Source organism: Methylobacterium oryzae, from assembly GCF_021398735.1.
Taxonomy (GTDB): Bacteria; Pseudomonadota; Alphaproteobacteria; order Rhizobiales; family Beijerinckiaceae; genus Methylobacterium.
Genome location: NZ_CP090349.1, coordinates 5,400,801 through 5,425,247 on the forward strand (window position 1 = coordinate 5,400,801; position 24,447 = coordinate 5,425,247).

General features: G+C 72.7%; 22 protein-coding genes. 13 read left to right on the forward strand and 9 right to left on the reverse strand.

Annotated elements, in window-relative coordinates:
• Positions 1-23: 23 nt before the first annotated feature.
• The gene (locus LXM90_RS25815) at positions 24-998 is read left to right on the forward strand and encodes an MBL fold metallo-hydrolase (RefSeq protein ID WP_020092548.1); all 975 of its coding nucleotides are present in this window, start codon (positions 24-26) and stop codon (positions 996-998) included.
• Here the strand turns inward: LXM90_RS25815 and LXM90_RS25820 are convergent.
• Genes LXM90_RS25820 through LXM90_RS25835 form a run of 4 tightly spaced genes read right to left on the reverse strand, consistent with a single transcriptional unit; the run spans position 959 to position 4,387 of the window.
• Positions 959-1,747: an HAD-IA family hydrolase gene (locus LXM90_RS25820; protein ID WP_020092549.1), complete on the reverse strand. Its 789-nt coding sequence runs from the start codon at positions 1,745-1,747 to the stop codon at positions 959-961. The genes LXM90_RS25815 and LXM90_RS25820 overlap by 40 nt on opposite strands.
• Positions 1,741-2,427, reverse strand: coding sequence for a ribulose-phosphate 3-epimerase (rpe, locus tag LXM90_RS25825; RefSeq protein ID WP_020092550.1), 687 nt, complete (start codon positions 2,425-2,427; stop codon positions 1,741-1,743). Before rpe ends, LXM90_RS25820 begins: the two co-directional genes overlap by 7 nt.
• Before the next feature lie 20 nt (positions 2,428-2,447).
• The gene (locus tag LXM90_RS25830; RefSeq protein WP_012320495.1) at positions 2,448-3,308 is read right to left on the reverse strand and encodes a phosphoribulokinase; all 861 of its coding nucleotides are present in this window, start codon (positions 3,306-3,308) and stop codon (positions 2,448-2,450) included.
• Positions 3,309-3,331: 23 nt separating this feature from the next.
• Positions 3,332-4,387: a class 1 fructose-bisphosphatase gene (locus tag LXM90_RS25835; protein ID WP_020092551.1), complete on the reverse strand. Its 1,056-nt coding sequence runs from the start codon at positions 4,385-4,387 to the stop codon at positions 3,332-3,334.
• A gap of 182 nt (positions 4,388-4,569) precedes the next feature.
• Here LXM90_RS25835 and LXM90_RS25840 point away from each other — a divergent pair, with 182 nt between their 5' ends.
• Entirely contained in the window at positions 4,570-5,517 is a 948-nt protein-coding gene (locus LXM90_RS25840; protein ID WP_026604832.1) for a LysR family transcriptional regulator, read from the forward strand.
• On the forward strand, positions 5,514-6,758 hold the full coding sequence (locus LXM90_RS25845) for an NAD(P)/FAD-dependent oxidoreductase (RefSeq protein ID WP_020092553.1): 1,245 nt from the start codon (positions 5,514-5,516) through the stop codon (positions 6,756-6,758). Before LXM90_RS25840 ends, LXM90_RS25845 begins: the two co-directional genes overlap by 4 nt.
• Positions 6,759-7,094: 336 nt before the next feature.
• Here LXM90_RS25845 and LXM90_RS25850 read toward each other — a convergent pair whose 3' ends face one another.
• The 3 genes from LXM90_RS25850 to LXM90_RS25860 all read right to left on the reverse strand — a co-directional run bounded on the left by LXM90_RS25850 (position 7,095) and on the right by LXM90_RS25860 (position 10,085).
• Positions 7,095-8,336, reverse strand: coding sequence for an MFS transporter (locus LXM90_RS25850; protein ID WP_020092554.1), 1,242 nt, complete (start codon positions 8,334-8,336; stop codon positions 7,095-7,097).
• Positions 8,337-8,417: 81 nt separating this feature from the next.
• Entirely contained in the window at positions 8,418-9,332 is a 915-nt protein-coding gene (locus LXM90_RS25855) for an amino acid ABC transporter substrate-binding protein (protein ID WP_020092555.1), read from the reverse strand.
• A 117-nt stretch (positions 9,333-9,449) separates the two neighbouring features.
• Entirely contained in the window at positions 9,450-10,085 is a 636-nt protein-coding gene (locus LXM90_RS25860) for a glutathione S-transferase family protein (protein WP_020092556.1), read from the reverse strand.
• Between the two features lie 195 nt (positions 10,086-10,280).
• Here LXM90_RS25860 and LXM90_RS25865 point away from each other — a divergent pair, with 195 nt between their 5' ends.
• The 4 genes from LXM90_RS25865 to LXM90_RS25880 all read left to right on the forward strand — a co-directional run bounded on the left by LXM90_RS25865 (position 10,281) and on the right by LXM90_RS25880 (position 14,791).
• A complete protein-coding gene (locus LXM90_RS25865) occupies positions 10,281-10,661 on the forward strand; it encodes a response regulator (protein WP_020092557.1) in 381 nt (126 codons plus the stop codon).
• A gap of 72 nt (positions 10,662-10,733) precedes the next feature.
• Positions 10,734-12,707, forward strand: a complete 1,974-nt coding sequence (locus LXM90_RS25870; protein ID WP_026604833.1) for an AI-2E family transporter — start codon at positions 10,734-10,736, stop codon at positions 12,705-12,707.
• A gap of 132 nt (positions 12,708-12,839) precedes the next feature.
• Complete coding sequence (locus LXM90_RS25875) at positions 12,840-14,459, forward strand: hybrid sensor histidine kinase/response regulator (protein WP_020092559.1); 1,620 nt, start codon at positions 12,840-12,842, stop codon at positions 14,457-14,459.
• 17 nt (positions 14,460-14,476) lie between these two features.
• Complete coding sequence (locus LXM90_RS25880) at positions 14,477-14,791, forward strand: hypothetical protein (protein WP_020092560.1); 315 nt, start codon at positions 14,477-14,479, stop codon at positions 14,789-14,791.
• A 51-nt stretch (positions 14,792-14,842) separates the two neighbouring features.
• Here the strand turns inward: LXM90_RS25880 and LXM90_RS25885 are convergent, their stop codons facing one another.
• Together LXM90_RS25885 and LXM90_RS25890 are read right to left on the reverse strand one after the other, a co-directional pair.
• Positions 14,843-15,733, reverse strand: a complete 891-nt coding sequence (locus LXM90_RS25885) for a ketopantoate reductase family protein (protein WP_026604834.1) — start codon at positions 15,731-15,733, stop codon at positions 14,843-14,845.
• Positions 15,734-15,753: 20 nt separating this feature from the next.
• Positions 15,754-18,837, reverse strand: coding sequence for an FAD-binding and (Fe-S)-binding domain-containing protein (locus LXM90_RS25890; RefSeq protein WP_020092562.1), 3,084 nt, complete (start codon positions 18,835-18,837; stop codon positions 15,754-15,756).
• Between the two features lie 124 nt (positions 18,838-18,961).
• Between LXM90_RS25890 and LXM90_RS25895 the strand changes: the two genes are divergently transcribed.
• The 6 genes from LXM90_RS25895 (at position 18,962) to rpmG (ending at position 24,402) form a co-directional block, all read left to right on the forward strand.
• Positions 18,962-19,300 (forward strand): hypothetical protein, encoded by a 339-nt coding sequence (locus LXM90_RS25895; protein ID WP_020092563.1) that lies wholly within the window; start codon positions 18,962-18,964, stop codon positions 19,298-19,300.
• A gap of 137 nt (positions 19,301-19,437) precedes the next feature.
• A complete protein-coding gene (gene rnr / locus LXM90_RS25900) occupies positions 19,438-21,759 on the forward strand; it encodes a ribonuclease R (RefSeq protein WP_234081208.1) in 2,322 nt (773 codons plus the stop codon).
• Positions 21,760-21,782: 23 nt separating this feature from the next.
• Positions 21,783-22,247, forward strand: a complete 465-nt coding sequence (locus LXM90_RS25905; protein WP_020092565.1) for a DUF983 domain-containing protein — start codon at positions 21,783-21,785, stop codon at positions 22,245-22,247.
• Positions 22,204-22,947 carry an NUDIX hydrolase gene (locus LXM90_RS25910; protein WP_020092566.1) on the forward strand — a complete coding sequence of 248 codons (744 nt, stop codon included), beginning with the start codon at positions 22,204-22,206 and terminating at the stop codon, positions 22,945-22,947. Before LXM90_RS25905 ends, LXM90_RS25910 begins: the two co-directional genes overlap by 44 nt.
• 50 nt (positions 22,948-22,997) lie before the next feature.
• Positions 22,998-24,128: an MFS transporter gene (locus LXM90_RS25915; protein ID WP_020092567.1), complete on the forward strand. Its 1,131-nt coding sequence runs from the start codon at positions 22,998-23,000 to the stop codon at positions 24,126-24,128.
• A 106-nt stretch (positions 24,129-24,234) separates the two neighbouring features.
• Positions 24,235-24,402, forward strand: a complete 168-nt coding sequence (gene rpmG, locus LXM90_RS25920) for a 50S ribosomal protein L33 (RefSeq protein ID WP_020092568.1) — start codon at positions 24,235-24,237, stop codon at positions 24,400-24,402.
• Positions 24,403-24,447 lie beyond the last annotated feature (45 nt).

Here is a 24,447-nt window from a genome sequence, read left to right on the forward strand (position 1 = left end):
ACGCGGGTTTCAAGGAGGATCCGATGCCGGGCACGAACCGTCGCGATCTGGTGCGGGCCGCGCTCGCCGGAGGGGCCGTCCTGGGTCTCGGCGGCCGCGCCCGCGCCACCGCACCCTTCGGCGGAGCGCAGGCGCCGGGCTTCTACCGGACGCGTGTCGGCAGCTGCGAGGTCACGATCCTCAACGACGGGGCGCGCAGCTTCCCGATGCCGGACCGCTTCGTGCGCAACGTTCCCCGGGACGAGGCGCTCGGCGCCGCGCGGGCGGCCTACATGCCCCCCGGCCAGGTGACGGTGCCGTTCAACCCGACGCTGATCAACACGGGCGCGCAGCTCGTCCTGATCGATACCGGCAACGGCCCGGTGCCGGGCGCGCCCGTCGGCCGCCTCGCGGCGAACCTCGCGGCGGCCGGGATCAGGCCCGAGGACATCGACCTCGTCCTGCTCTCGCACCTCCATCCCGACCACACGAACGGCCTCAAGCGGGCGGACGGGTCCCTCGCCTTCGCGAACGCCGAGATCCGGGCCGCCGCACCCGACTGGGCGTTCTGGATGAGCGACGCCAACATGGCCCGCGCCGCCGACCCGGTGACGCAGGGCTACTTCGCCAACACCCGCCGGGTGCTCGGCGACCTGAAGGACCGGATCGGCACCTTCGCGTGGGACGAGGAGATCGTGCCCGGGATCACCGCCCTCGCCGCCCCCGGCCACACGCCGGGCCACACGGCCTTCGCGGTCGCCTCGGGTGCGGACCGTCTGCTGATCCAGTCCGACGTGACCAACATCCCGGCCCTCTTCCTGCAGCACCCGGACTGGCACGTGATGTACGATCACGACGCCGATCAGGCGCAGGCGACGCGCCACCGCTTCTACGACACGGCCGCGTCCGAGAGGGCCCTCGTGGTCGGCTACCACTTCCCCTTCCCGTCGCTCGGCCACGTGGAACGGGACGGACGGGGCTACCGGCTCGTGCCCATCGCCTGGACCGGCGTGCTCTGACCGCCCCGGGATTCGTGCCACCGGATCAGGGAGGCCAGATCCACGACCCCGCCCGGCCATTCGACGCCCGCGAGGTGCCGGTGCGGCCGGTCCGGCTCGCCGAGATCCGAGACGGCCGAGAAGGCGCCGTCGAGCCGGTGGCTCTCGGTGTAGCGGCTCCGGGTTGCCAGGACCGGCAGCCCGGCGGCTCGGGCCGAGCTGATGCCGGCGGCCGAATCCTCGAAGGCCACCGCCTCGGAGGCCGGGATCTCCAGGCCGGCGAGCGCCAGCAGGAACACGTCGGGGGCGGGCTTCTTGCGGCTCGCCTCGTCGCCGGCCGCGATCACGTCGAAGGGCGCTGCGTCCGGCGGGAAATTGGCGGCGAGGAGCCGGTCGACGTTCGGGCGGCTCGTCGTGGTGGCCACCGCGAGCCGGACTCCCGCGGCCCGGGCCTCGGCGATCAGCCGGGCGATCCCGGGGCGCAGCGGCAGGCCGTTCCGCGCGACGAGGTCGCCGTAGGCGCGCGTCTTGATGGCGTGGATCTCCGGCGCGCGGGCGTGGAGCGCGGCGGCTTCCGCCGGGTGCTCGGTGTCGATGTAGTGGGCGAGCCGCTCCTTGCCGCCCATGACGGCCAGCAGGTCGGCGTAGAGCGCCTCGTCCCACCGCCAGGGCAGGCCGAGCTCCGCGAAGGCGCGGTTGAACGCCTGCCGGTGCAGGTCCTCGGTCTCGGCGAGGGTCCCGTCGACGTCGAAGATCAGCGCCTTCAGCACGACAGGTCGCGACCGGAGGCGCCCTCCGCGCCCTCGCGGATCGCCGCGATGCGCTCGGCGTAGGCGTCCGGGCCGCCGCTGAACACCGCGTTGCCGGCCACGAACGTGTCGGCGCCGGCGCGGCTCGCGACCTTGACCGTCTCGGGGTCGATCCCGCCGTCGACCTGGATGCGGATGTCCCGGCCCGCCACCATGGCGCGCACCCGCGCCACCGATTCCATGGCGCCCTTGATGAAGCTCTGGCCGCCGAAGCCGGGATTGACGGTCATCACCAGCACGAGATCCACGAGGTCGAGCACCGGCTCGACCATGGCGGCCGGCGTGCCCGGGTTGATCGCCACGCCGGCGCGCTTGCCGAGGTCGCGGATGGTCTGGAGCGAGCGGTGGATGTGCGGCCCGGCCTCAGCGTGGACCGTGATGCCGTCGGCCCCCGCCTGCGCGAAGGCCGCGAGGTACGGATCGGCCGGCGCGATCATCAGATGCACGTCGAAGTACTTCTGCGTGTGCGGCCGGAGCGCTTTCACCACCGGCGGCCCGAAGGTGATGTTGGGCACGAAATGCCCGTCCATCACGTCGAGATGGATCCAGTCGGCCCCGGCCGCGTCCACGGCGCGGGTCTCCTCGGCCAGCTTCGAGAAGTCGGCGGATAGGATCGACGGGGCGATGACGGGTGCGAGCATGGGAGGCTTTCGGGGTCGGCTCAGGCCAGCCGGCGGCGGCGCTCGACGAGCTGCATGATCATCGGCGTCAGGATCAGCTGCATCGCCAAGTCGAGCTTGCCGCCGGGGATCACGATGGAGTTGGCCCGGCTCATGAAACTGTCGTGAATCATGGAGACGAGATACGAGAAGTCGATCCCCTTCGGGTCCTTGAAGCGGATCACGACCATCGATTCGTCGGCGGTGGGGATCCAGCGGGCGATGAACGGGTTCGACGTGTCGACCGTCGGCACCCGCTGGAAGTTGATGTCGGTGAACGAGAATTGCGGGCAGATAGTCTGCACGTAGTCGGGCATGCGCCGCAGGATCACGTCGGTCACCGCCTCGGTGGAGTAGCCGCGGAACGAGCGGTCCCGGTGCAGCTTCTGGATCCATTCGAGGTTGATCACCGGCACGACGCCGATCTTCAGGTCGGCGTAGCGGGCGATGTCGACGTCCTGGTCGGCCACGCAGCCGTGCAGGCCCTCGTAGAACAGGAGGTCGGAATCGGGCGGGAACGTCTCCCAGTCCGAGAAGCTGCCCTCCGGGATGCCGTAGGCCTGCGCGTCGTGCTGGTCGTGGGCGTAGTGACGGGTCCGGCCGGTGCCGGACTCGGCGTAGCTGCGGAACACCGCCTCCAGCTCCGGCAGGAGGTTGGCCCGCGGCGCGAAGTGGGACAGCGTCGGCTCGTTCGCCATCATCGCCCGCATCGTGTCGCGGTCGAAGGCGTGGAAGCCGTCACCCTCGATGAAGACCGCCCGCACGTCCTCGCGGCGGAAGATCTGCTCGAAGGTGTTGCGCACCGAGGTGGTCCCGGCCCCGGAGGAGCCGGTCACCGAGATGATGGGGTGCCGCGCCGACATGCCTTTACGACTTCACGGTGCGGCTATGACCGCATCAGGCCGCGCTGGCCGAAGAGCGGCGAGCGGCCGGCATCGGGCTTGCCTCCGGCATAGTAGGTGGCGACGCACGCCACTTCCTCGGTCGAGCCGCAGACCAGCGGCGCCCGCTCGTGGATGCCGGTGGCCACGAGGTCGAGGATCCGCGTCTGGCCGTCGGTCGCCGCGCCGCCGGCCTGCTCGACCAGCATGGCCACGGGCGCGACCTCGTAGAGCAGCCGCAGGCGGCCACGGGCGTAGTTCTTCCGGGCGTCGCCCGGGTAGAGGAACACACCGCCGCGGGTCAGCACGCGCTGGATGTCGGCCACCAGCGAGGCGAGCCAGCGCATGTTGTAGTCCTTGTCGCGCGGCCCCTCGGTGCCGCGCTGGCAATCCTCGATATAGGCCTTCACCGGCGCGTCCCAGTGCCGAGCGTTGGAGGCGTTGATGGCGAATTCCTTGGTGGAGGCCGGCACCGACATCGCCGGGCTCGTCAGCTTGAACCGGCCCTCGGCGCGGTCGAGCACGTAGGACTGGGTGCCGTCGCCGAGCGTCAGGATCAGCGCCGTGGCCGGGCCGTAGGTGACGAAGCCCGCGGCGATCTGCGTCGAGCCGGGGGTGGTGAACGAGGCCAGCGGGTTCGCCGGATCCTTGATCGACGGCCGGATGCCGAAGATCATGCCGACGGCCATGTTCACGCCGATGTTGGAGGAGCCGTCGAGGGGGTCGATGGCGACGGCGAGCGGGGCGTCCGGGTTCAGACGCATCACCTCCTCGGCCTCCTCGGAGGCGACCTCGGCGACCGGCGCGCCCCGCAGCGCCGCGGTCACGCTCTCGTGAGCGATGACGTCGAGGGCCTTCTGGACGTCGCCGTCGCTGTTGTGATCGCCGGCCGCCGCGAGGTCGCCGCTGAGCGCGCCGCGCCCGATCCGCTCGCTGATCTCCACCGCCGACCGCGCCACGGCCGCGATCACCGCGGCGGCGTCCTTCAGCGCCGGATTGGCGTCCACGGCCTGCGCCAGGCAGGTCTCGAGGGGCGTCCCGATCGCCGCTGAAATTGCCATCGGCCTACTCCTCCTGCTCGGATCCCGTCCGCGGGGATCGCGCGTTCCGCGCCGGCTCTGTAGCGGCCGCTTGGCTGCCAAGATAGCGGTCTCTGTCTCCGGATCGACAGGAACCCGCGGCGGGGCCTTCAAGATTTCTGTGCGATCTTGTGCCATAGGACGAAAAAAACGAGATGTCCGCCATGCGCAACCTCTCCCTCAAGCAGCTTCAGGCGGTCGCTGCCGTGGCCCGCCTCGGCACCATGACCCGGGCTGCGCAGGAGCTGAACGTCACCTCCGCCGCCCTCTACGCGCGCATCCGCCAGCTGGAGGAGGAGGCCGGGCTGCTGCTGTTCGACCGGACGCCGGGGGGCCTCAAGCCGACGGATGCCGGCCGCGAGATGCTCTGGGCGATCGACAGCATCAACACGGTGCTGGAGACCTGCACGGACCGCCTGCGCACCCTGCGCGGCGCGGAGGGCGGCCGCGTGGCGCTCGGCGTCGTCTCCACCGCCAAGTACTTCGCCCCGCAGGTGATCGCGGGCTTCGTCAAGAAGCATCCCGGCGTCGAGATCAGCCTGTCGGTGCGCAACCGCGGCCAGACCGTGGAGGCGCTGCGCGGCTACGAGATCGACTTCGCCCTGATGGGCCGCCCGCCCCGGGACTTCCCGATCGAGGCCGCCACCTTCGGGCCGCACCCGATCGTGCTGATCGCGCCGCCCGGCCACCCCCTGGCGGGCCGGACCGACCTGAACCGCGAGGACCTCGCGGACCAGCCGTTCTTCCTCCGCGAAGAGGGCTCGGGCACCCGCATGGTCTTCGAGGAGTTCATGAGCGGCGTCCTGGTCAAGCGGGCGCCGCTGGACATCGACACCGGGTCGAACGAGACGATCAAGCAGGCGGTGATGGCCGGGCTCGGGATCGCGCTGCTCTCGGTGCACTCCGTGGCGGCCGAGCTGGAGAGCGGGCGCCTCGTCCTCCTCAACGTCAGGGGCCTGCCGATCCGGCGCGACTGGTACGCGGTCCGGCGCGCCGACAAGGTGCTGGGCCCGGCCGCCTCCGCGGTCTGGTCCTACCTGATGTCGGAGGGCGCGCGCTGCCTGCCGGGCGTCGCCCAGAGCGGTCTGGTGCTGGCGGGAGCCAAGGCGTGAGCGCCGCTGCCGGCGTCGTCGTGGCCGGGGCCGGGCAGGCCGGCTTCCAGCTCGCCGCGTCCCTGCGGGAGGGCGGGTTCCGCGACCCGATCACCCTGGTGGGCGACGAGACCGCCCTGCCCTACCAGCGGCCGCCCCTCTCGAAGGCCTACCTCGCCGGCAAGACCGACCGAGAGGGCCTGTTCCTGCGCCCGCCCGGCTTCTTCGCCGAGCACGCCATCGCGCACCGCCCGGGGCTCCGCGCCGTCGCGATCGACCGGGACGCGCGCCGCCTGCAGCTCTCGGACGGCACCGACCTCCCCTACGACCACCTCGTGCTCGCCACCGGCGCGCGCAACCGCCCCCTGCCGGTCCCGGGCGCCGAACTCGCGGGCGTGCGCCAGCTGCGCGGTCTCGCGGATGCCGACGCCCTGAAGGCGGCAGTCGCCGAGGCCCGGGCGGTCGTCATCATCGGGGCCGGCTTCATCGGGCTCGAATTCGCCGCCGTCGCGGCCGCGCGCGGCCTCCCGGTGACGGTGGTCGAGGCGGCCGAGCGGCCCATGGCCCGGGCGGTCTCGTCCGAGATGGGCGAATTCTTCCGCCGCGCCCACGCCGCGATGGGCGTGCGCTTCGCCTTCGGGGCGGGCGTGACGGCGATCGTCGGGCGGGACGGCCGCGCCACCGGCGTCGCCCTGGCGGACGGCAGCGAACGCGCGGCCGATCTGGTCCTCGTGGGGATCGGCGTCCTGCCGAACCGGGAGCTCGCCGCGGAGGCCGGCCTCCCGGCCGAGGACGGCGTGCGGGTCGACGCGTTCCTGGCGACGCCCGACCCGGCCATCTCGGCGATCGGCGACTGCGCCCGCTTCCCGATCCCCTTCGCCCGCGGGCTGACGCCGGACGGGACGGTGCGGATCGAGTCCGTGCAGAACGCCATCGACCAGGGCCGCTGCCTCGCGGCCCGCCTCACCGGCAAGCCCGCCGCCTACGGGGCGCTGCCGTGGTTCTGGAGCGACCAGGGTCCGCACAAGCTGCAGATCGCGGGCCTGTCGGGACCCGGCGATGCCGGCGTCGTCCGCGGGACCGGCGACGCCTTCTCGGTCTTCCGCTTCCGCGACGGGCGCCTGAGCGCGGTGGAATCCGTCGACCGCGCGGGTGACCACATGATCGCGCGGCGCCTGCTCGCGGCCGGGACGCCGCTGACGCCCGACAAGGCGGAAGATCTAGGCTTCGACCTCAAGGCGCTGGCGATGGGGCGGGTCTGAGAGCTGCTCCGCGTCATCGCGAGCGTAGCGAAGCGACCCAGAGCAGCGCGACATCGGGAGGCGTGGCGCGACACTGGATTGCTTCGCTGCGCTCACAAGGACGACCTCGCGCGGTTCAGACTAACTCTCGGAAAACCATGGAACGGCTGGACGCCGCTCTGAATCGTCCGAGCACCATGCCCTTTCCCCGGCGCATGGAGCACCAGCGGAATGCGACCCGGGATCCAGCGCAAAACGTCGCGAAGCGTCGATATGCGGTGCCGCTTTCGCGGCGCTTCGTGTGCTGGTTCCCGGATCGCCTTCCACTGCGTTGCGGGCGTCCGGGAAAAGGCGCGCTCAGCCGGTAAACGGGACTGGTCCCGGCTTCTGCCGCAGGGCGATGGCGGTGGCGATCCCGAGCGCCAGGATGGTGACGGCGCATCCGAGCAGGGCCCCGAGCTGCCCGAACCGGAGCAGCGCCTGCCCGATCACCGCGACGCCGAGCGCCTGGCCGCAGAAGAACGAGAAGGCGTGGAGCGCCACCGCGGAGGCGCGGGCCTTGGGCGCGACCTCGGTGACCTGCGTCTGGTAGGTGTTGTGCAGCATGTAGAAGCCGAGGCCCATGGCGGTGAGCGCGGCGCAGTCGACCTGCCAGGAGCCCGCGAGCCCGACCACGGTGAGCGACGCGCCGCAGATCAGGCCGCCGCCGATCAGCATCCGCGGCAGGCCGAGCAGCCGCACCAGCAGCCCGACCAGGGCCGAGTAGAGCAGGCCGCCGACCGCGAACCCCGCCAGCACCAGCCCGGCCTCGCGCGGGCCGCCCTCCCCCCGCGCCTCGATCAGCGGGGCGAGGTGCGGGAACACGCCGAAGATCGCGATGGCCTCGATGAACACCGCCGAGAACAGCACCCGCGCCCGGGGATTGCCCAGGATCGTGCGGTAGCGCGTCACCGCCTCGCCGAAGGCGGGGCGGCGGGCCGGAGCCCGGCCGGCCCGGTCGAAGCCGAAGACGGTCGCCGCGCAGGCCAGGGCCGCCACCGCGGCGATGACCGCGAAGACGCCGCGCCAGCCGATCGCCGCCTCGATCAGGCCCGCGAAGGTCGAGCCCGAGAGCTGGCCGAGGATCACCGCCACGAGGAAGCGCCCGATCGCCACCTGGCGACCCTCCATCGGCACGCGGTCGCCCAGGAGCGCGAGCGAGAGCGGGATGCAGCCGCCCGCGGCAGCCCCCGCGAGCATGCGGAGGCCGAACAGGCTGCCGATGTCCGGCGCGACGCTGCACAGGGTCAGCGCGACGGCGAGCACCGCGAGGCAGGTGCTCATCACCCGCTCTTTGCCGAGCGCGTCGCCGATCGGGCCGAGCACCGGCTGGATGAACGCGTAGGGCAGTGCGAAGGCGGTGGAGAGGAGCGCCACCGTGTGGGCGTCGCTCGCGAGATCCCGGGCGAGCACGCCGACGAGGGGCTCGACCGAGCGGAGCGCGAAGGTGCTGCCGAACCCCGCGCAGGCCAGCACGACGATCAGGCGCGGGATCGACGTGGCCGGCGCCGCGGCGACGGCCGCGCTGGACGGGAGAGCCGGCTCTGTGCTGTCGGTCATGGCACGCTTCGCGACGCGGGCGGGATCAGACCCGCGGCATCGCATCTCCCTCGCCGGAGCGGAACCCCGCCGCGCGACAGATCAGTGCGCGTAGAACGCGGGATCCGGATTGTCGGTCGGGTGCGCGAAGGCCCAGCGCAGGGCCGACGACAGCGGCACGTTGTAGGTCAGGCCGCGCGGCGGCACGGGCTTCAGGAACCAGCGGTCGTAGAGCGCCGTGATCTCGGGGCTCCGGTAGAGATCGGCCGTCGCCCGGTCGACCACCGCCTTGAAGGCCGGGTCGTCCTTGCGCAGCATGATCCCGTAGGGCTCCGGATTGGACAGGGTCTCCTCGCTGACTGCGTAGGCGGCGGGCTCCTTGGACTGGGCCGCGACCACGCTGAGCTGCACGTCGTCCATGACGAAGGCCGAGGCTCGGCCGGTCTCGACCATGAGGAAGCCCTCCGGGACGTCCTTGGCGGCGATCACCGTGATGCCGAGCTTGCGCTCGTTGTTGGCCTTGATCAGCATCAGGATGTTGGTCGAGCCGGCGACCGACGAGACCGTCTTGCCGCGCAGGTCGTCCAAGCTGGCGATGTGCTGGTCCTTCCGGGAGACGAAGCGGGTCGCCGTCAGGAAGTGCGTGTTGGTGAAGTCCACCTGCTTCTTGCGCTCGGCGTTGTTGGTGGTCGTCCCGCACTCCAGATCGATCGTGCCGTTGGTCATCAGCGGGATGCGGGACGAGGAGTTGACGAACTCCATCCCGACCTCGAGGCCCGGCATCTTCAGTTCGCGCTTCACCGCGTCGGCGATCCTCAGGCAGATGTCGACCGCGAAGCCGACGACCTTCTGGTCCTGGTCCAGGTAGCTGAACGGGGTCGCGGTATCGCGCACGCCGAGGACCAGCCTGTTGCTGTCGTGGATCTTCTTCAGCGTGCCGGTGAGCTCGGCGGCTCGTGCGGCGCCCGCGGGGGCGCCGAGGAGGAGCGCGGCGATGAGGGGAGCGAGCAGACGCATGGGCCGACGGGTTCCGGTCGCGCGAGGGGCCGCCCGCGGGGTGCGCCGGCGGCGGGAGACCGGACCGCGCGCCGGGGCCGGCCCCCGGCGCGAGCCCCAGCAAGAGTCCGGCCGCGGTCAGGTCGACGCGGCCGCCTGGTGCGCCTCTGCGAGCTGCGCGTCCGCGGCCGCGACCTTCCGCGAGGCCGGGCGGGACCGGATGCGCTCCACGTAGGCCGCCAGCACCGGGTCGGGCGCGACGAGGCCGAAGCCCGTCGTCCAGCCGAGGGCGCCGCCCCACAGCACGTCGACGGCGCTGAAGCGCGCGCCGAGCAGGTACGGGCCGGGCGTCAGGGCCTCCTTCACCCGGGCGATGACGCTGTCGTAATCGGCGTAGGCCGACAGGGCGCGCGGGCCCGGCTCCCGCTGGAGGTGCCGGTCGATCACCGCGGGCTCGAAGCACGACCCGTAGAACACCATCCATCGCAGATAGGTGGCGCGGTCGGGCTCGGTCGGCGCCGGGGCGAGCCCCGCCTCGGGGAACAGGTCGGCGAGGTAGAGGTAGACGGCCGCCTGCTCGGTCACGAGGGCGTCGCCGTGGCGGATCGCCGGCACCTTCGCCATCGGGTTGACGGCGCGATAGGCGTCCTGGAGGTGCTCGCCGGCGCGCATGTTGAGCGCGTGCAGCCGGTACGGGACCCCGAGTTCCTCGAGCAGCACGCGGACGCCCGACGAGCGGGTATTGGGCGAATGATAGAACTCGATGTCAGGCATACTGGCCATTCCGCCCCGTCCGAGGATTGTCGATTCGTTGGCGTCCACGCTCTTACCCGCGGACCGACGGGTCAACCGCGGACCGGAGGCCACTTCTCCAGGGACCGGAATCGCGGCAGGAACGTTGGGCGATTGTGCGTTGCCGCGCGTTGGGCCTCCGACCGGCACGACGCGAGCCGGGGGTTACGAGTTCTGATGGCGAAGATTCTGCTGGTCGAGGACCACGAAGAGATCTGGGACTTCCTCTCGCGCCGCCTCAAGCGGCGCGGCTACGAGGTGATGCTCGCGCATGACGGCGAGGCCGGCGTCCGGCAGGCGCGCTCGGGCCAGCCCGACGTGATCCTCCTCGACATGAACCTGCCGGTCCTCGACGGCTGGTCGGTCGCCCGGACGCTGAAATCCGGCACCGACACCCGGGCGATCCCGATCATCGCGCTCACGGCCCACGCCATGTCGGGCGACCGCGACAAGGCCATCCAGGCCGGCTGCGACGACTATCACCCGAAGCCCGTCGATTTCTCGAAGCTGCTCAGCCAGATCAGCGCCGCCCTGGGCGAGACCGCGCAGGCGAGTTGAGCCGGCAGCGGACGCGCGACCTGCGGCCCCGAGATCTGCGGCCCCGAGACCTGATGTGAGTGGAGCGTGTCCGTGAGCGAGGATCCCGTCACTGCCCAGCGCCTGCGGCAGGGCCTGCCGATCTTCGTGGCGCTGGCGTCGCTCCTCCTCGTGGTCGCCACGATGGCGGCCCTCTACCTCGGGCGCGAGATCCTCGTGCCGGTGACGCTGGCGATCCTCCTGAGCTTCGTCCTCGTGCCGGCGGTGCGGATGCTGCGGCGGCTGCGCGTGCCCCGCGCGCCCGCGGTCCTGCTGGTCGTGGTGATCGTCTTCGGCGCCCTGTTCGGCATCGGCAGCCTGATCGCCAGCGAGGCGTCCCAGCTCGCCTCCGACCTGCCGCGCTACACCCAGGTGATGCGCACGAAGATCAAGGATCTGCGCGGGGCGACGGCCGGGACCGGCACGCTCTCGCGGATCGTCGACATGGTGCAGGATCTCAGCGCCACCCTGCAGCCGCCGCCGGCCGCGGAGGTCCGCGGCGAGCCGGGATCGCGCACGCACCCGCTCACGGTCGAGCTCACCCCCGCCCGCGCGAGCGTCGTCGACACGCTTCAGACCTTCGCGGGCCCGATCCTGCACCCGCTGGCGACGACCGGGCTGATCCTGATCTTCACGATCTTCATCCTGCTCCAGCGCGAGGACCTGCGGAACCGGGCGATCCGGCTCGCCGGCGGCTCGGGCGATCTGCGGCGCACGACGGCGGCGATCGACGACGCCACGAGCCGGCTGAGCCGGTTCTTCCTGGCCCAGCTCGCCCTCAACATCGCCTTCGGGCTGGTGATCGGCATCGGCCTCTGGCTGATCGGCGTGCCGAGCCCGACCCTGTTCGGTGTCCTCGCCGCGATCCTGCGGTTCGTGCCCTATATCGGCGCGGCGATCAGCGCCCTGCTGCCGCTGATCCTCGCGGCCGCCGTCGATCCCGGCTGGAGCATGGTGATCGCCACCGCGGCCCTGTTCCTCGTGGTCGAGCCGATCTGCGGCCACGTGATCGAGCCGCTGCTCTACGGGCACTCCACCGGCCTCTCGCCGGTCGCCGTCATCCTGGCCGCGACGATCTGGACGTTCCTGTGGGGCCCGATCGGCCTCGTGCTGGCCACGCCCCTCACCGTCTGCCTCGTGGTGCTCGGCCGGCACGTGGAGCGGCTCTGGTACCTCGACGTGCTGCTCGGCGATCAGCCCGCCCTGTCGCCGCCCGAGATCTTCTACCAGCGCATGCTGGCCGGCGATCCGGTCGAGGCGATCGACCAGGGCTGGCAGTTCCTGAAGGAGCGCGCCCTCGTCACCTACTACGACGAGGTCGCCCTCGCGGGCCTCCTGCTGGCGCAGGAGGACCTGTCCCGCGGCACACTGGATCGGGAACGGCAGGCGGAGGTCGGTGCCGCGATCGGGACGGTGGTGGACCGCCTCGGCACGGCCCCGGTCGCGCGTCGGCCACGGCGCGGATCCGGCCGCGGCCCCGACACCGAGACCGCGGCGGCGCTCGCCGCCGTCGGGCCCGACCGGCAGGTGGCCGGCATCGTCCTCGAGCGCGAGGACCTCGCGCCCAACTGGCGCGGCGAGACGCCGGTCCTGTGCGTGTCGAGCCGCGGCCCGTTCGACGAGGCGGCGACGCTGATGCTGAGCCAGATCCTCGCGCGCCACGGGCTGGCCTCGCAGATCCTGTCCATGGCGGCGATCCGCGCCGGCGAGCGGCCGGAGAACCCGGACGGCCTCGCGCTGATCTGCTTCTCCTACCTGGAGCCGGTGAGCCTGTCGCAGATCCGGTTCACCGTCCGGCAGGCCCGGGCCGCGGTGCCGGGTGTCCGCATCCTGGTCGGCTTCTGGCGCGAGCGCGATCCGGCGACCCTGGAGCGCCTGCGCCGGGCGACCTCGGCGGACTTCCTGGTGACGTCGCTGAACGAGGCGCTGTCGGCGGTGCTGGGCGCCTGCCGTGAGGCCGCGCCGCCCCGGCTCGTCCCGGCCCCCGTGGGCGCGCCTTCCGAGGCGGCGCGGCCGGCCGCGGCATGAGCCCTTCGCGCGACACCGCCGCTGGGGATACAAGGTCGACTTCGGCCGTCCGGCCGCTAGTCTCGCGCACGCCTCGCGTGATCGACCGGGCGCAGAGGTCTTTCCCGGCCAGGAAGGTGACGACCGCCTCGCATGTCTGAGACGCCAGAAACACCGCCCTCCGGGCCGAGTCCCCCGATCCGGGACGGCGCCCCGAGCGACATCACCGATCGCAAGAGCGACATCTTCTTCGCGGCCGTCGAGACGACGCGGATGCCGATGATCGTCACCGATCCGCGCCAGCCCGACAACCCGATCATCTTCGCCAACCGGGCGTTCCTGGCGATGACCGGCTACACGCCGGAAGAGCTGATCGGGCGCAACTGCCGCTTCCTCCAGGGTCCCGACACCGACCGCGAGAGCGTCGCGCAGGTCCGCGCGGCGATCGCCGAGAAGCGCGAGTTCGCCACCGAGATCCTGAACTACCGCAAGAACGGCTCGACTTTCTGGAACGCCCTGTTCGTCTCGCCGGTCTACAATGCCGACGGCGAGCTCGTGTACTACTTCGGCTCGCAGCTCGACGTCTCGCGCCGCCGCGACGCCGAGGAGGCGCTGGGCCAAGCCCAGAAGATGGAGGCGCTCGGCCAGCTCACCGGCGGCATCGCGCACGATTTCAACAACCTGCTGCAGGTGATCGTCGGCTACGTCGACATCCTGGCGGCCGGCCTGGAGAAGCCCGACGCCGACCGCGCGCGGCTCGGCCGCGCCACCGAGAACATCCGGCAGGCGGCCGAGCGCGCCACGACGCTGACGCAGCAATTGCTGGCCTTCGCCCGCAAGCAGCGGCTGGACGGCCGCGCGGTCAATCTCAACACCCTGATCGAGGGGATGGGCGAGATGGTCGCCCGCTCGGTGGGCGAGGCCGTGAAGGTCGAACTCGACCTCGCGCCCGATCTCTGGAACTGCCGCGTCGACCCGACCCAGGCCGAGGTCGCGATCTTGAACGTGCTGATCAACGCTCGCGACGCGATGCCGGAGGGCGGCACCGTCCGGATCTCCACCGAGAACAGCGAGATCGCCGCGCGCGGCCGGGAGATCGGGCCGCTGCGCGACGGCCGCTACGTCAGCATCGCCATCAGGGACAGCGGCACCGGCATCCCGCCCGCCGTGCTCGCCCGGGTGATGGACCCGTTCTTCACCACCAAGGAGGAGGGCAAGGGGACGGGTCTCGGCCTGTCGATGGTCTACGGCTTCGCCAAGCAGTCGGGCGGCGCCGCGCAGATCGAGTCGGCGGTGGGGTCCGGCACGACGGTGCGCCTGTCGTTCCCAGCGACCGACGGCGACGTCAACGCCCCCGCGAAGGTCTCGCTGCGGGCCGTGGACCGCCAGGGCACCGAGACGATCCTGATCGTCGACGACCGCGAGGACGTGGCCGAACTCGCCCGCACCATCCTGCGGGACTTCGGCTACACGACGCTGGTCGCGAGCAATGCCCGCGAGGCGCTGGAGATCCTGGACTCGAGCGGGAAGGTCGATCTGCTCTTCACCGACCTGATCATGCCGGGGGGCATGAACGGTGTGCTCCTGGCCCGCGAGGCCCGGCGCCGCCAGCCCAAGCTCAAGGTGCTGCTCGCCACGGGCTACGCGGAGGCGAGCCTGGAGCGAACCGATATCGGCGGCTCGGAGTTTGATCTCCTGAACAAGCCCTACCGGCGCACGGAGCTGGTCCGCCGCGTGCGCGCGATCCTCGACGGTCCGACCGGGGTGGGCTGAGCTTCGGGAGACGGCCCATGTCCCAGGGCGACAAGTCGAAATACACCGACAAGCAGAAGCGCAAGGCCGAGCACATCGCCGACTCGTACGAGTCCCGCGGCGTGCCGGAGAAGGAGGCGGAGGCCCGGGCCTGGGCCACCGTCAACAAGGACGACGGCGGCGGCAAGAAGCCGGGCGGCTCGGGCCGCGGCAAGGCCACCGGTCACCCGGCCGCCCACAAGGGCGGCGCGTCCGGCGGCAAGGCCTCGGCCGGACGCACGGCCGCGGAGCGCTCCGCCTCCGCCAAGAAGGCCGCCGCGACCCGCAAGGCCAACGCCGCCGCGCGGGCCTGACCGCCCGTCGCGAGCCGGACCGCCGGCCTCCGTGCCGGTGCGGGGCCGATCTCAGTCCCGCCGCTCGGCGAGCTTGACCAGCGCGTGCAGCAGCCGGTTCGCCGGCGTCGGGATTCCGTGCGCCGCGCCCCGGCGCACGATGGTGCCGTTGAGGTGGTCGATCTCGCTCGGCCGGCCGCGGGCCAGGTCCTGGGCGGTGGACGAGCGCTGTCCGGCCATGGCGGTGCTGAGCGCCATCACGTCGTCGAGGATGCCGGGCGACACGGACACACCCTCGGCCTCCGCGACGCGCGCGCATTCCTGGACGACGTCCGCGATGACCGCGGCCACGCCCTCGCCCTCCACCAGGCGGCCGTAGGGCAGCTGCGTCAGGGCCGACAGGGCGTTGTAGGCGCAGTTGATGATCAGCTTCGCCCAGAGCGCGTCGACGGCCTTCGCCGAGACGGTGGTCGGGATGCCGGCCGCCGCGAACGCGGCGGCGACGTGCCCGCTCGTCTCGGACGCGCCGAGGATCAGGTCGCCGCGCCCGTTGTGCCGGACGTGGCCGGGGCCGGCCATCGCGGTGGCGACGTAGACCGCCACCGGCACCACCGGCCGGCCCAGCACGGCGGCGAGCCGCTCGGCGTTGTCGACGCCGTTCTGGAGGCTGAGGACCGTGGCGGCCGGATCGAGGTGGTGGGCGATCATCGCGCCCGCCGCCTCGGTGTCGCCCGACTTCACGCAGACCAGCACGAGGTCGGCGCCCGACACTCCCGCCCCCGTATCGGTCGCCCGGACGGGCACGGAGGCCGTCCCGGCCGCGCTCTCCAGCACGAGACCGTCCTTCTCGACCGCCTCGACCAGGGCGGGACGGCCGATCAGCGTCACCGCGTGGCCGGCCCGCGCCAGGAGGAACCCGTAGTAGCAGCCGACCGCGCCGGCCCCCACGACGGCGACGGTCATGGCGGGGCTCACGGCGGCGCTCACGGTGCCACCGCCGCGGCGCGCTCGGGGTGGAAGGGCGCGGCGCCCGCGTCGGCCGCGCGGACATGCTCGAGCAGCGCCTGGGCCGGGTGCCGCAGCCGCACGCCGTCGATAAGCTTGGCCTGCGAGCGGCAGGAATAGCCGTCCGCCAGCAGGGTGCAGCCGGGCGCCTCGGCGACGTGGCGGGCCCAGCTCAGGCCGTAGATCGCCTCGGAGGTGGCGCGGTGGCGCGCCTCGTGACCGTAGGTCCCCGCCATGCCGCAGCAGCCGGCGGCCGGCACCTCAAGCCGCAGGCCGAGATGGGCGAACACGACCTGCCAGTCCCGCACCGCGCCCGGCGCGTTGGTGCGCTCGGTGCAGTGGGGCAGCAGCCGCATCGTGCGCCCGCCCTGCCCCGGCGCGATCCGGTCGAGCCGGGCGGCGAGCCATTCCTGCAGGAGCTGGACCTTCGGGAGATCGCCGCCCAGCGCCTGCGCGTACTCGGACCGGTAGGTCAGCGTCATCGACGGGTCGATCCCGACCAGGGGCACGCCGTGCCCGGCGAGGTCGCGCAGCAGCGCGGCGTTCGAGCGGGCGACGGCGGCGAACCGCGCCAGGAAGCCGTGTACGTGCAGCGGCTTGCCGTTCGGCCGGTAGGGCACCAGCCAGGGCCGGAAGCCGAGGGCGGCGAGGAGGTCGCAGCTGTCGGCCACGACTTCCGCGTCGAAGTGGCTGGTGAAGGCGTCCTGCACCACCAGCACGGACCGCGCGCGCTCCTGCGGGTCCAGCCGGGCCAGGGCGTCCGGAGTCGAGACGGCGACGCCGCGTTCCGCCAGCCGCGCCGTGAGGTCGACGGGCGACAGGGCCGGGATCGCCACCAGCCCGGCCCGGGCCAGGATCAGCCGGGCCAGCGGGTTGGCGAGGACCGCGTTGCTCAAGCGCGGCGCCCGCGCCGCCAGCGGCAGCAGCGGCTCCAGCGCCGCCACGAGATGGTCCTTCAGCGGCCGCGCGTAGCGCGTGTGGTAGAGCGCCAGGAACTTCGCCCGGAAGGTCGGCACATCGACCTTGATCGGGCAGGACCCCGTGCAGGACTTGCAGGCGAGGCAGCCGTCCATCGCCTCCTTGACGGCGTGGGAGAAGTCGTCGGCCTCGGACCGGCCGCGGAGGCGGCTCCGCAGGGTCGCCGCCACGTCGGAGAGCCACCCGGCGGGCTGCCGCGCCAGCTCGGCGGCCGGATCGATCCCGGCCTCCGCGGCGCGGCGCAGCCACTCGCGCATCAGCGAGGCGCGGCCCTTGGGGGAGTGGCGCCGCTCCCGCGTCGCCTTCCAGGACGGGCACATGGCCTCGTCCGCGTCGAAGCTGAAGCAGGCGCCGTTGCCGTTGCAGTGGAGCGCTTCGTCGAAATCCTCCCGGACCGGCGCCGGGATGGTGCGGTCCCGCTCGCCCCGGCGCGGCACGCCGTCGATCCGGGTCAGGCCCGCACCCATGGCCGAGGCGATCTTGCCCGGGTTCATCCGGTCGTCCGGGTCGAAGGCGCGCTTGACCGCCTCCAGCGCGGGCATCAGCGGCCCGAACGTCGCCGGCACGAATTCCGACCGGAAGCCCTTGCCGTGCTCGCCCCAGAGCAGGCCGCCGTACTTGGCGGTGAGCGCGACCACCCCCTCCGTGACCTCGCGGATCAGGCCGTTCTGCGCCGGGTCCTTGAGGTCGATGGCCGGCCGCACGTGCAGCACGCCGGCATCGACGTGGCCGAACATGCCGTAGCGCAGCCCCTTGCCGTCGAGGAGCGCGCGGAACTCCGCGATGTAGTCGGCGAGCCGCTCCGGCGGGACCGCCGTGTCCTCGACGAACGGGATCGGGCGCGCGTCGCCCTTGGCGGCGCCGAGCAGGCCCACCGCCTTCTTCCGCATGGTCCAGAGCCGCTCGATCGCGTCGCCCCGGGCGATGGTGAAGCCGGTGCGCCTCGTGTCGGTGCCGCGCTCGGCCTCCAGCGTCCCGGTGAGCCGCGCGAGGGCCGCCTCCACGGTCGCGGCGTCGTCGCCGACGAACTCCACGAGGTTGATGCCGTCCACCGGCCGCCCGGCCGGATCGTCGGGGAAGAAGGCCCGCACCTCGGCCCAGATCGGGTCCTTGCGGGCCAGCGCCAGGACCGTGGAATCGATCGTCTCCACCGAGGCGGCGCCGAACGGCAGCAGCGCCTGCGCGTCGCGCAGCGCCGCGTCGAAGTCGATGTACGAGAGCGCGATCAGCACGGCGGCCTTGGGGATCGGCAGCACGTTCAGCCGCGCCTCGGCGATCAGCGCCAGCGTGCCCTCGGAGCCGCAGATCACGCTCTTGAGGTCGAACCGGCCGCCCGCGTCGCGCAGATGCGCGAGGTCGTAGCCGGTGAGGCAGCGGTTGAGCTTGGGGAAGCGCTCGGCGATGAGCGCGGCGTTCTCGGTGACGACGGCGTCGACGGTGCGGTGGATGGCGCCGACGCGGTCGTCGCGGCCCTTGGCGGCGTCGAGCCCGGCCGGGTCCAAGGGCTCGGCGGTCCAGACCGTGCCGTCGGTGAGCACGCAGGTCAGCGCGAGGACGTGGTCCCGGGTCTTGCCGTAGAGGCACGAGCCCTGCCCGCAGGCATCGGTCGAGATCATCCCGCCGATCGTGGCGCGGTTCGAGGTGGAGAGCTCCGGCGCGAAGAACAGGCCGTGCTTGGCGAGCTCCCGGTTGAGCTGGTCCTTCACCACCCCCGGCTCGACCCGGACGACGCGGTTCGCGACGTCGATCTCCAGGATGCGGTTCATGTGCCGCGAGGTGTCGACCACGAGGCCGTGGCCCAGCGACTGGCCGTTGGTGCCGGTCGCCCCGCCCCGGGGCCGGATCACGATCTCGGCGAAGCGCGGATCCGCGAGGAGCTTGGCGACGCGCACGAGGTCGTCGCGGGTGCGCGGAAAGGCCACGGCCCCCGGCGCCACCTGGTAGATCGAGTTGTCGGTGGAGAAGACCGTGCGGTCGGCGTCCGAGAGCGTCAGGTCGCCCTCGAAGCCGCGCAGGCGCAGCTCGGCGCAGGCCGCGGCGTAGAGCGGCACGGCCTCGGTGTGGCGGGTCAGGACCGGGATCATCCGCGCCTTCTACACCCGGCGGATCGCGGGAGACCATCGGCGGCGGGACGGGGCGCGCTGGCATCCGGCTTGCCACGCACCCGCGACCTCCTGCGACCTCCCGCAATCTCCGGAACGGATGCCCATGAACGCGAGCCTCGAACGGGTCAGGGACGCCCTGGCCGAGCTGATCAAGGCCGCCCTCCTCTCGGACGACGGCCTGAGCGACGCCTGCCGCGCGGCCGGCCGCGCCAGGCTCGCCGCCCTCGCGGGCGATCTGCCCGAGCCCGAGAGCCTGCGGATGGACGGCGCCTGGACGCTCGCCGTCCAGGCGGCGGAGAGCCCGGAACTCGCGCCGCTAGAGGGACGGGTGAACCTGACCCTGCCGCGCGCCTGCCCCTTCACCCTGGACGAGCTCCTCGCACCCGGCCTCGACGTGGATCAGGCCGTGGCGCGCATCCGCAAGAGTGCCTCGACCGGCTGATCGCGCCTGTTGAGGAGTGCCGGCACGGCGTTGCCGCGCGCGGGCCGGACACCCATGTTAGCCTCACAGGACCGACGCCTCGGTCCCGCGCCCGCACGCGGGTCCCGTCTATCGCAGAACTCTCCGGCACCCCCCTTTTGGCACGACGCACCACCGCCCCGGCGGCCGAGCCCGCCGCTCCGCAGCCCTTCCCCACCCGTGAGCAGATCCTCGCCTTCGTGGCCGAGTCGAAGGAGCGCGTCGGCAAGCGGGAGATCGCCAAGGCCTTCGGCATCAAGGGGGCCGCCAAGATCGACCTGAAGCGCGTCCTCAAGGAGATCGAGGAGGACGGCGCCCTCGACCGCGGCCGCGGCGGCCTCGCCCCGGCGGGTCACCTGCCGCCGGTCGTGCTGGCCGACATCCGCTCCCGCGACCGTCACGGCGATTTCCTGGCGGTCCCGGTGGAGTGGACCGGCACCGGCAAGCCGCCCGCCATCGTGCTGACGCAGCCCCGCGGCCCCCGGAAGGGCAACCGCCCGGCCCCGGGCATCGGCGACCGCGCCCTGATCCGGGTCGAGCGCGACGCGGAGGGCGGCTACACCGGCCGGGTCGTCAAGGTCATCGGGAAGAACAAGGCCGAGATCATCGGTGTCTACCGGGCCGGCGCGCAGGGCGGCCGGATCGTGCCCGTCGAGAAGCGCTCGCAGGGCCGCGAGATCCTGATCCCGCCCGGCGAGGAGGGGCAGGCCCGCGACGGCGACCTCGTCAGCGTCTCGCTGGAGCGCGAGACCCGGTTCGGCCTGCCGAAGGGGCGTGTGCGGGAGCGGCTCGGCTCGCTCGGTTCCGAGAAGGCGGTGAGCCTGATCGCCCTGCACCTCCACAACATCCCGCACGTCTTCGCCGACGCGACGCTGGCGGAGGCGGATTCCGCCAAGCCCGCCACCCTGAAGGGCCGCGAGGACTGGCGCGACCGGCCGCTCGTGACCATCGACCCGCCGGACGCCAAGGACCACGACGACGCCGTCATGGCCGAGGCCGATCCCGACCCGGCCAATCCCGGCGGCTTCGTCCTCACCGTCGCCATCGCGGACGTGGCCGCCTATGTCCGGCCGGGCTCCAGCCTCGACCGGGAGGCGCTGGAGCGGGGCAACTCGGTCTACTTCCCCGACCGGGTCGTGCCGATGCTGCCCGAGCGGATCTCGAACGACCTCTGCTCGCTCCGCGAGGGCGAGGACCGGCCGGCGCTGGCGGTGCGGATGGTCATCGCCGCCGACGGCGAGAAGCGCCGCCACGGGTTCCACCGGGTGATGATGCGCTCCCGCGCCAAGCTCGCCTACGCGCAGGCGCAGGCCGCCATCGACGGGCAGCCGGACGACGCGACCGGGCCGCTGCTGGAGACGGCGCTCCGCCCCCTCTGGGCGGCCTACGCGGCCCTGCGCGCGGCCCGCGACCGCCGCGGGCCCCTGGCCCTCGACCTGCCCGAGCGCAAGGTCGTCCTGAGCCCCGAGGGCGCGGTCGACCGGGTGATCGTGCCGGAGCGCCTCGACGCCCACCGGCTGATCGAGGAGTTCATGATCCAGGCGAACGTCGCCGCCGCGGAGACGCTGGAGCAGGCGCGCCAGCCCCTGATCTACCGCGTCCACGACGAGCCCGCCCTGGAGAGGATGCGGGCGCTCGGCGAGGTCCTGGCCTCGGTCGGCATCAAGCTGCCCAAGGAGGGGGCGCTGCGCCCCGCCCTGTTCAACCGGATCCTCGCCACGGCGGCCGAGACGGAGCACGGGGTCTTCCTCAACGAGGTGATCCTGCGCAGCCAGGCCCAGGCCGTCTACGCGCCCGAGAATCTCGGGCATTTCGGCCTGAACCTGCGCCGCTACGCGCACTTCACCTCGCCGATCCGGCGCTACGCCGACCTGATCGTGCACCGCGCGCTGATCACCGCCTGCCGGCTCGGCTCGGACGGGCTCGCGAGCGACATCTCCCTCGGCGAGCTGGCGCAGATCGGCGAGCAGATCTCGGCGGCCGAGCGCCGCGCCATGGCGGCCGAGCGCGAGACGATCGACCGCCTCATCGCCCACCACCTCGCCGACCAGGTCGGCGCGACCTTCGCGGGCCAGATCGCCGGCGTCACCCGGGCCGGCCTGTTCATCAAGCTCGACGAGACCGGCGCGGACGGCTTCGTGCCGGTCTCGCAGCTCGGCGCCGATTATTTCCGCCACGAGGAGGGCCGCCACGCCCTGGTCGGCGAGCGCACCGGAGAGACGTTCCGCCTCGGGGACAGGGTCGAGGTGCGGCTCGTGGAGGCCGCGCCGGTGGCCGGGGCGCTGCGCTTCGAGCTGCTCAGCGAGGGCCGGACCCGCTCCGGCGCCCGGTCCGCCGGGTCGGGGAAGAAGTCCGGCGGGCGGCCCTTCAAGGCCGCGCCGCCCGGTCGCCCCGCCGGCATCCGCAACACCGGGTCGCGCCACCGCGGCTCGCGCCGCTGACCCGGGCGGTGTAGAGCCAGGGCATGGCCGCCGACGCGATTCCCGAGCGCACCCGCCTGATCCCCGCGATGGCCCGCGGCTTCGTCGGCCGCTGCCCGCATTGCGGCCAGGGCCGGATCTTCGGCCGCTTCCTCAAGGTGCGGCCGGAATGCGACGTCTGCGGCCTGGAGTTGCACCACCACCGGGCCGACGACCTGCCGCCCTACGTGGTGATCTTCATCGTCGCCCACATCGTCGGCTACCTCATCCTGGAGACCGAGAGCGCCTACGATGTGCCGCTCTGGGTCGAGATGGGCGTGTGGCCGGTCTTCACCCTCGTCTTCGCGCTGGCCCTGCTCCAGCCCGTGAAGGGCGCCGTCGTCGGGCTGCAATACGCCCTTGGCATGCACGGCTTCGCCACGCTACCGCGGAGCCGCCCCGCCCCGGGGCTTGAGGAGACGCGCCTTGCCGGAGCCGCAGCGGGAGCCCCCGATCGTCACAGCTCCTGAGCGGAAGCCCGCCGCGGCGCGCCTGCGGCCGCGCGACGCCGCGACCATGATCGTGATCGACCGGCGCGGACGGGGCGGCCCGAAGGTCCTGATGGGCCGGCGCAACCCCAACCTCGCCTTCATGCCGGGCAAGTTCGTCTTCCCGGGCGGCCGGATCGAGCTCGGCGACCGCCACATGCCGGTGGCCGGGGCGCTCCCGGACTACGCCGAGGCGGCGCTGACCCGGCAGGTGTCCCGACCCCCGCACCATCTCGGCCGGGCGCTGGCGCTCGCCGCGATCCGCGAGACCTACGAGGAGACCGGTCTGCTCCTCGGCACGACCGAGCACGGTGCGCCCGAGGACGTCCCGGCGGGCTGGGAGGGCTTCGCCCGGCACGGCGTCCTGCCCGACCTCGAGGCGCTGCACCTCGTCGCCCGCGCGATCACCCCGCCGAAGCGCGTGCGCCGCTTCGACACGCGCTTCTTCACGGTCGACCGCCGGATGGTGGCGGCCGAGGAGCCGGGGCGGGTTCAGGCCGACGCCGAGTTCACCGAACTTGCCTGGGTGCAGCTCGACGCGGCCCGCAAGCTCGACCTCCCCTTCATCACCCGCGCGATCCTCGACGAGCTGGAGGCGCAGATCGCCGTCGATTTCGCGCCCTACCGGATGATCCCCTTCCATTACGAGCGCTACGGGCGGCGCGAACGGGTGGCCTTGTGAGCGGTCCGGACGGATTGCAGGACGGGCGGCGGGGGATCAGTTCGGAGGACGTGGCGGCGATCTCGGCGGCCGTGACCTGCGTCACCGTCGTCGGCATCGGGCTCAGCCTGTCGATCCCGCTCCTCTCGATCGAGATGGAGCGGCGCGGCGCGTCGAGCACGCTGATCGGGCTCAACACCGCGGTGGCGGGCATCGCCAGCATCTGCACGGTGCCGTTCGTGCCGCGCCTCGCCGCGCGGGTCGGCGTCGCCCCGCTGCTCGGCCTGGCGCTCCTCGTCGGGGCGATCAGCCTCGCGCTGTTCCCGATGCTGCCGGGCATCGCCCTGTGGTTCCCCCTGCGCTTCGTCTTCTCGGCAACGCTCGGGGCGCTGTTCGTCCTCTCCGAGTACTGGATCAACGCCGCCGCCCCGCCGGAGCGGCGCGGCCTGGTGATGGGCATCTACGCCACCGTGCTGGCGGCGGGCTTCGCGGTCGGACCGCTGCTGCTGGCCCTGGTCGGGACCGAGGGGCTGGCGCCCTACGCGACGGGGGCCGCCCTCATGCTGGCCGGCGGCCTGCCCATCGCGCTGGCCCGCGGCCTGTCGCCGACGATCGAGACGGGCTCCGGCCGCGGCATCCTCGGCTACGTCCGGCTCGCCCCCGGCGCCCTGGCGGCGGCCCTGGCCTACGGGGCGGTGGAGACCGGCATCTTCGCCATCCTGCCGCTCTACGGCCTGCGCCTCGGCTACGACGCGCAAGGGGCGGCCGGCCTCGTCAGCCTGATCGCGCTGGGCAACGTGCTGTTCCAGATCCCGTTCGGCTGGCTCGCCGACCGCCTCGACCGGGGCGCGGTGCTTCTCGGCGCGGGCCTCGCGGGGGCGGCGGGCTCGGCCCTGATCCCGCTCGCGGCCGGACATCCGGCGGCGTTCGGCCTGCTGCTCCTCGTCTGGGGCGGCATCGCCGGCACCCTCTACACGGTCGGCCTCGCGATGCTGGGCGACCGCACGCCGCCGAACGACCTCGCGGGCGCCAACGCGGCCTTCGTGGTGCTCTACAATGTCGGGCTGATGCTGGGGCCGCCGGTGATCGGCGGCGGGCTCGATCTGGTGCCGCCGAACGGGTTCGCGCTGGCGCTGCTCGCCCTGTTCCTGGCCTTCGCGGGCTGGCTCGCCGTCACGGAGCGCCGGCGCGTCCGCTCTTGACCTGTCGGGCCTGATCGGGCATTCACCCGCCCGTATTCGGCCGGGCTCTCCCGGCCATTTGCGTTTCGCTCACGCGGAATGCCGCACCCTGCAGGAGCGCCGCGCCATGGCCAAGGCCGTCACCGTCAAGATCAAGCTCGTCTCCACCGCCGACACGGGCTATTTCTACGTCACCAAGAAGAACTCCCGCACGCAGACCGAGAAGCTGACGATGCGCAAGTACGACCCGGTCGCGCGCAAGCACGTCGATTTCAAGGAAACCAAGATCAAGTAAGGCCGCGGGCCGCTTCGCGGCCTGACCGCCCACGGGAAGCCGCTC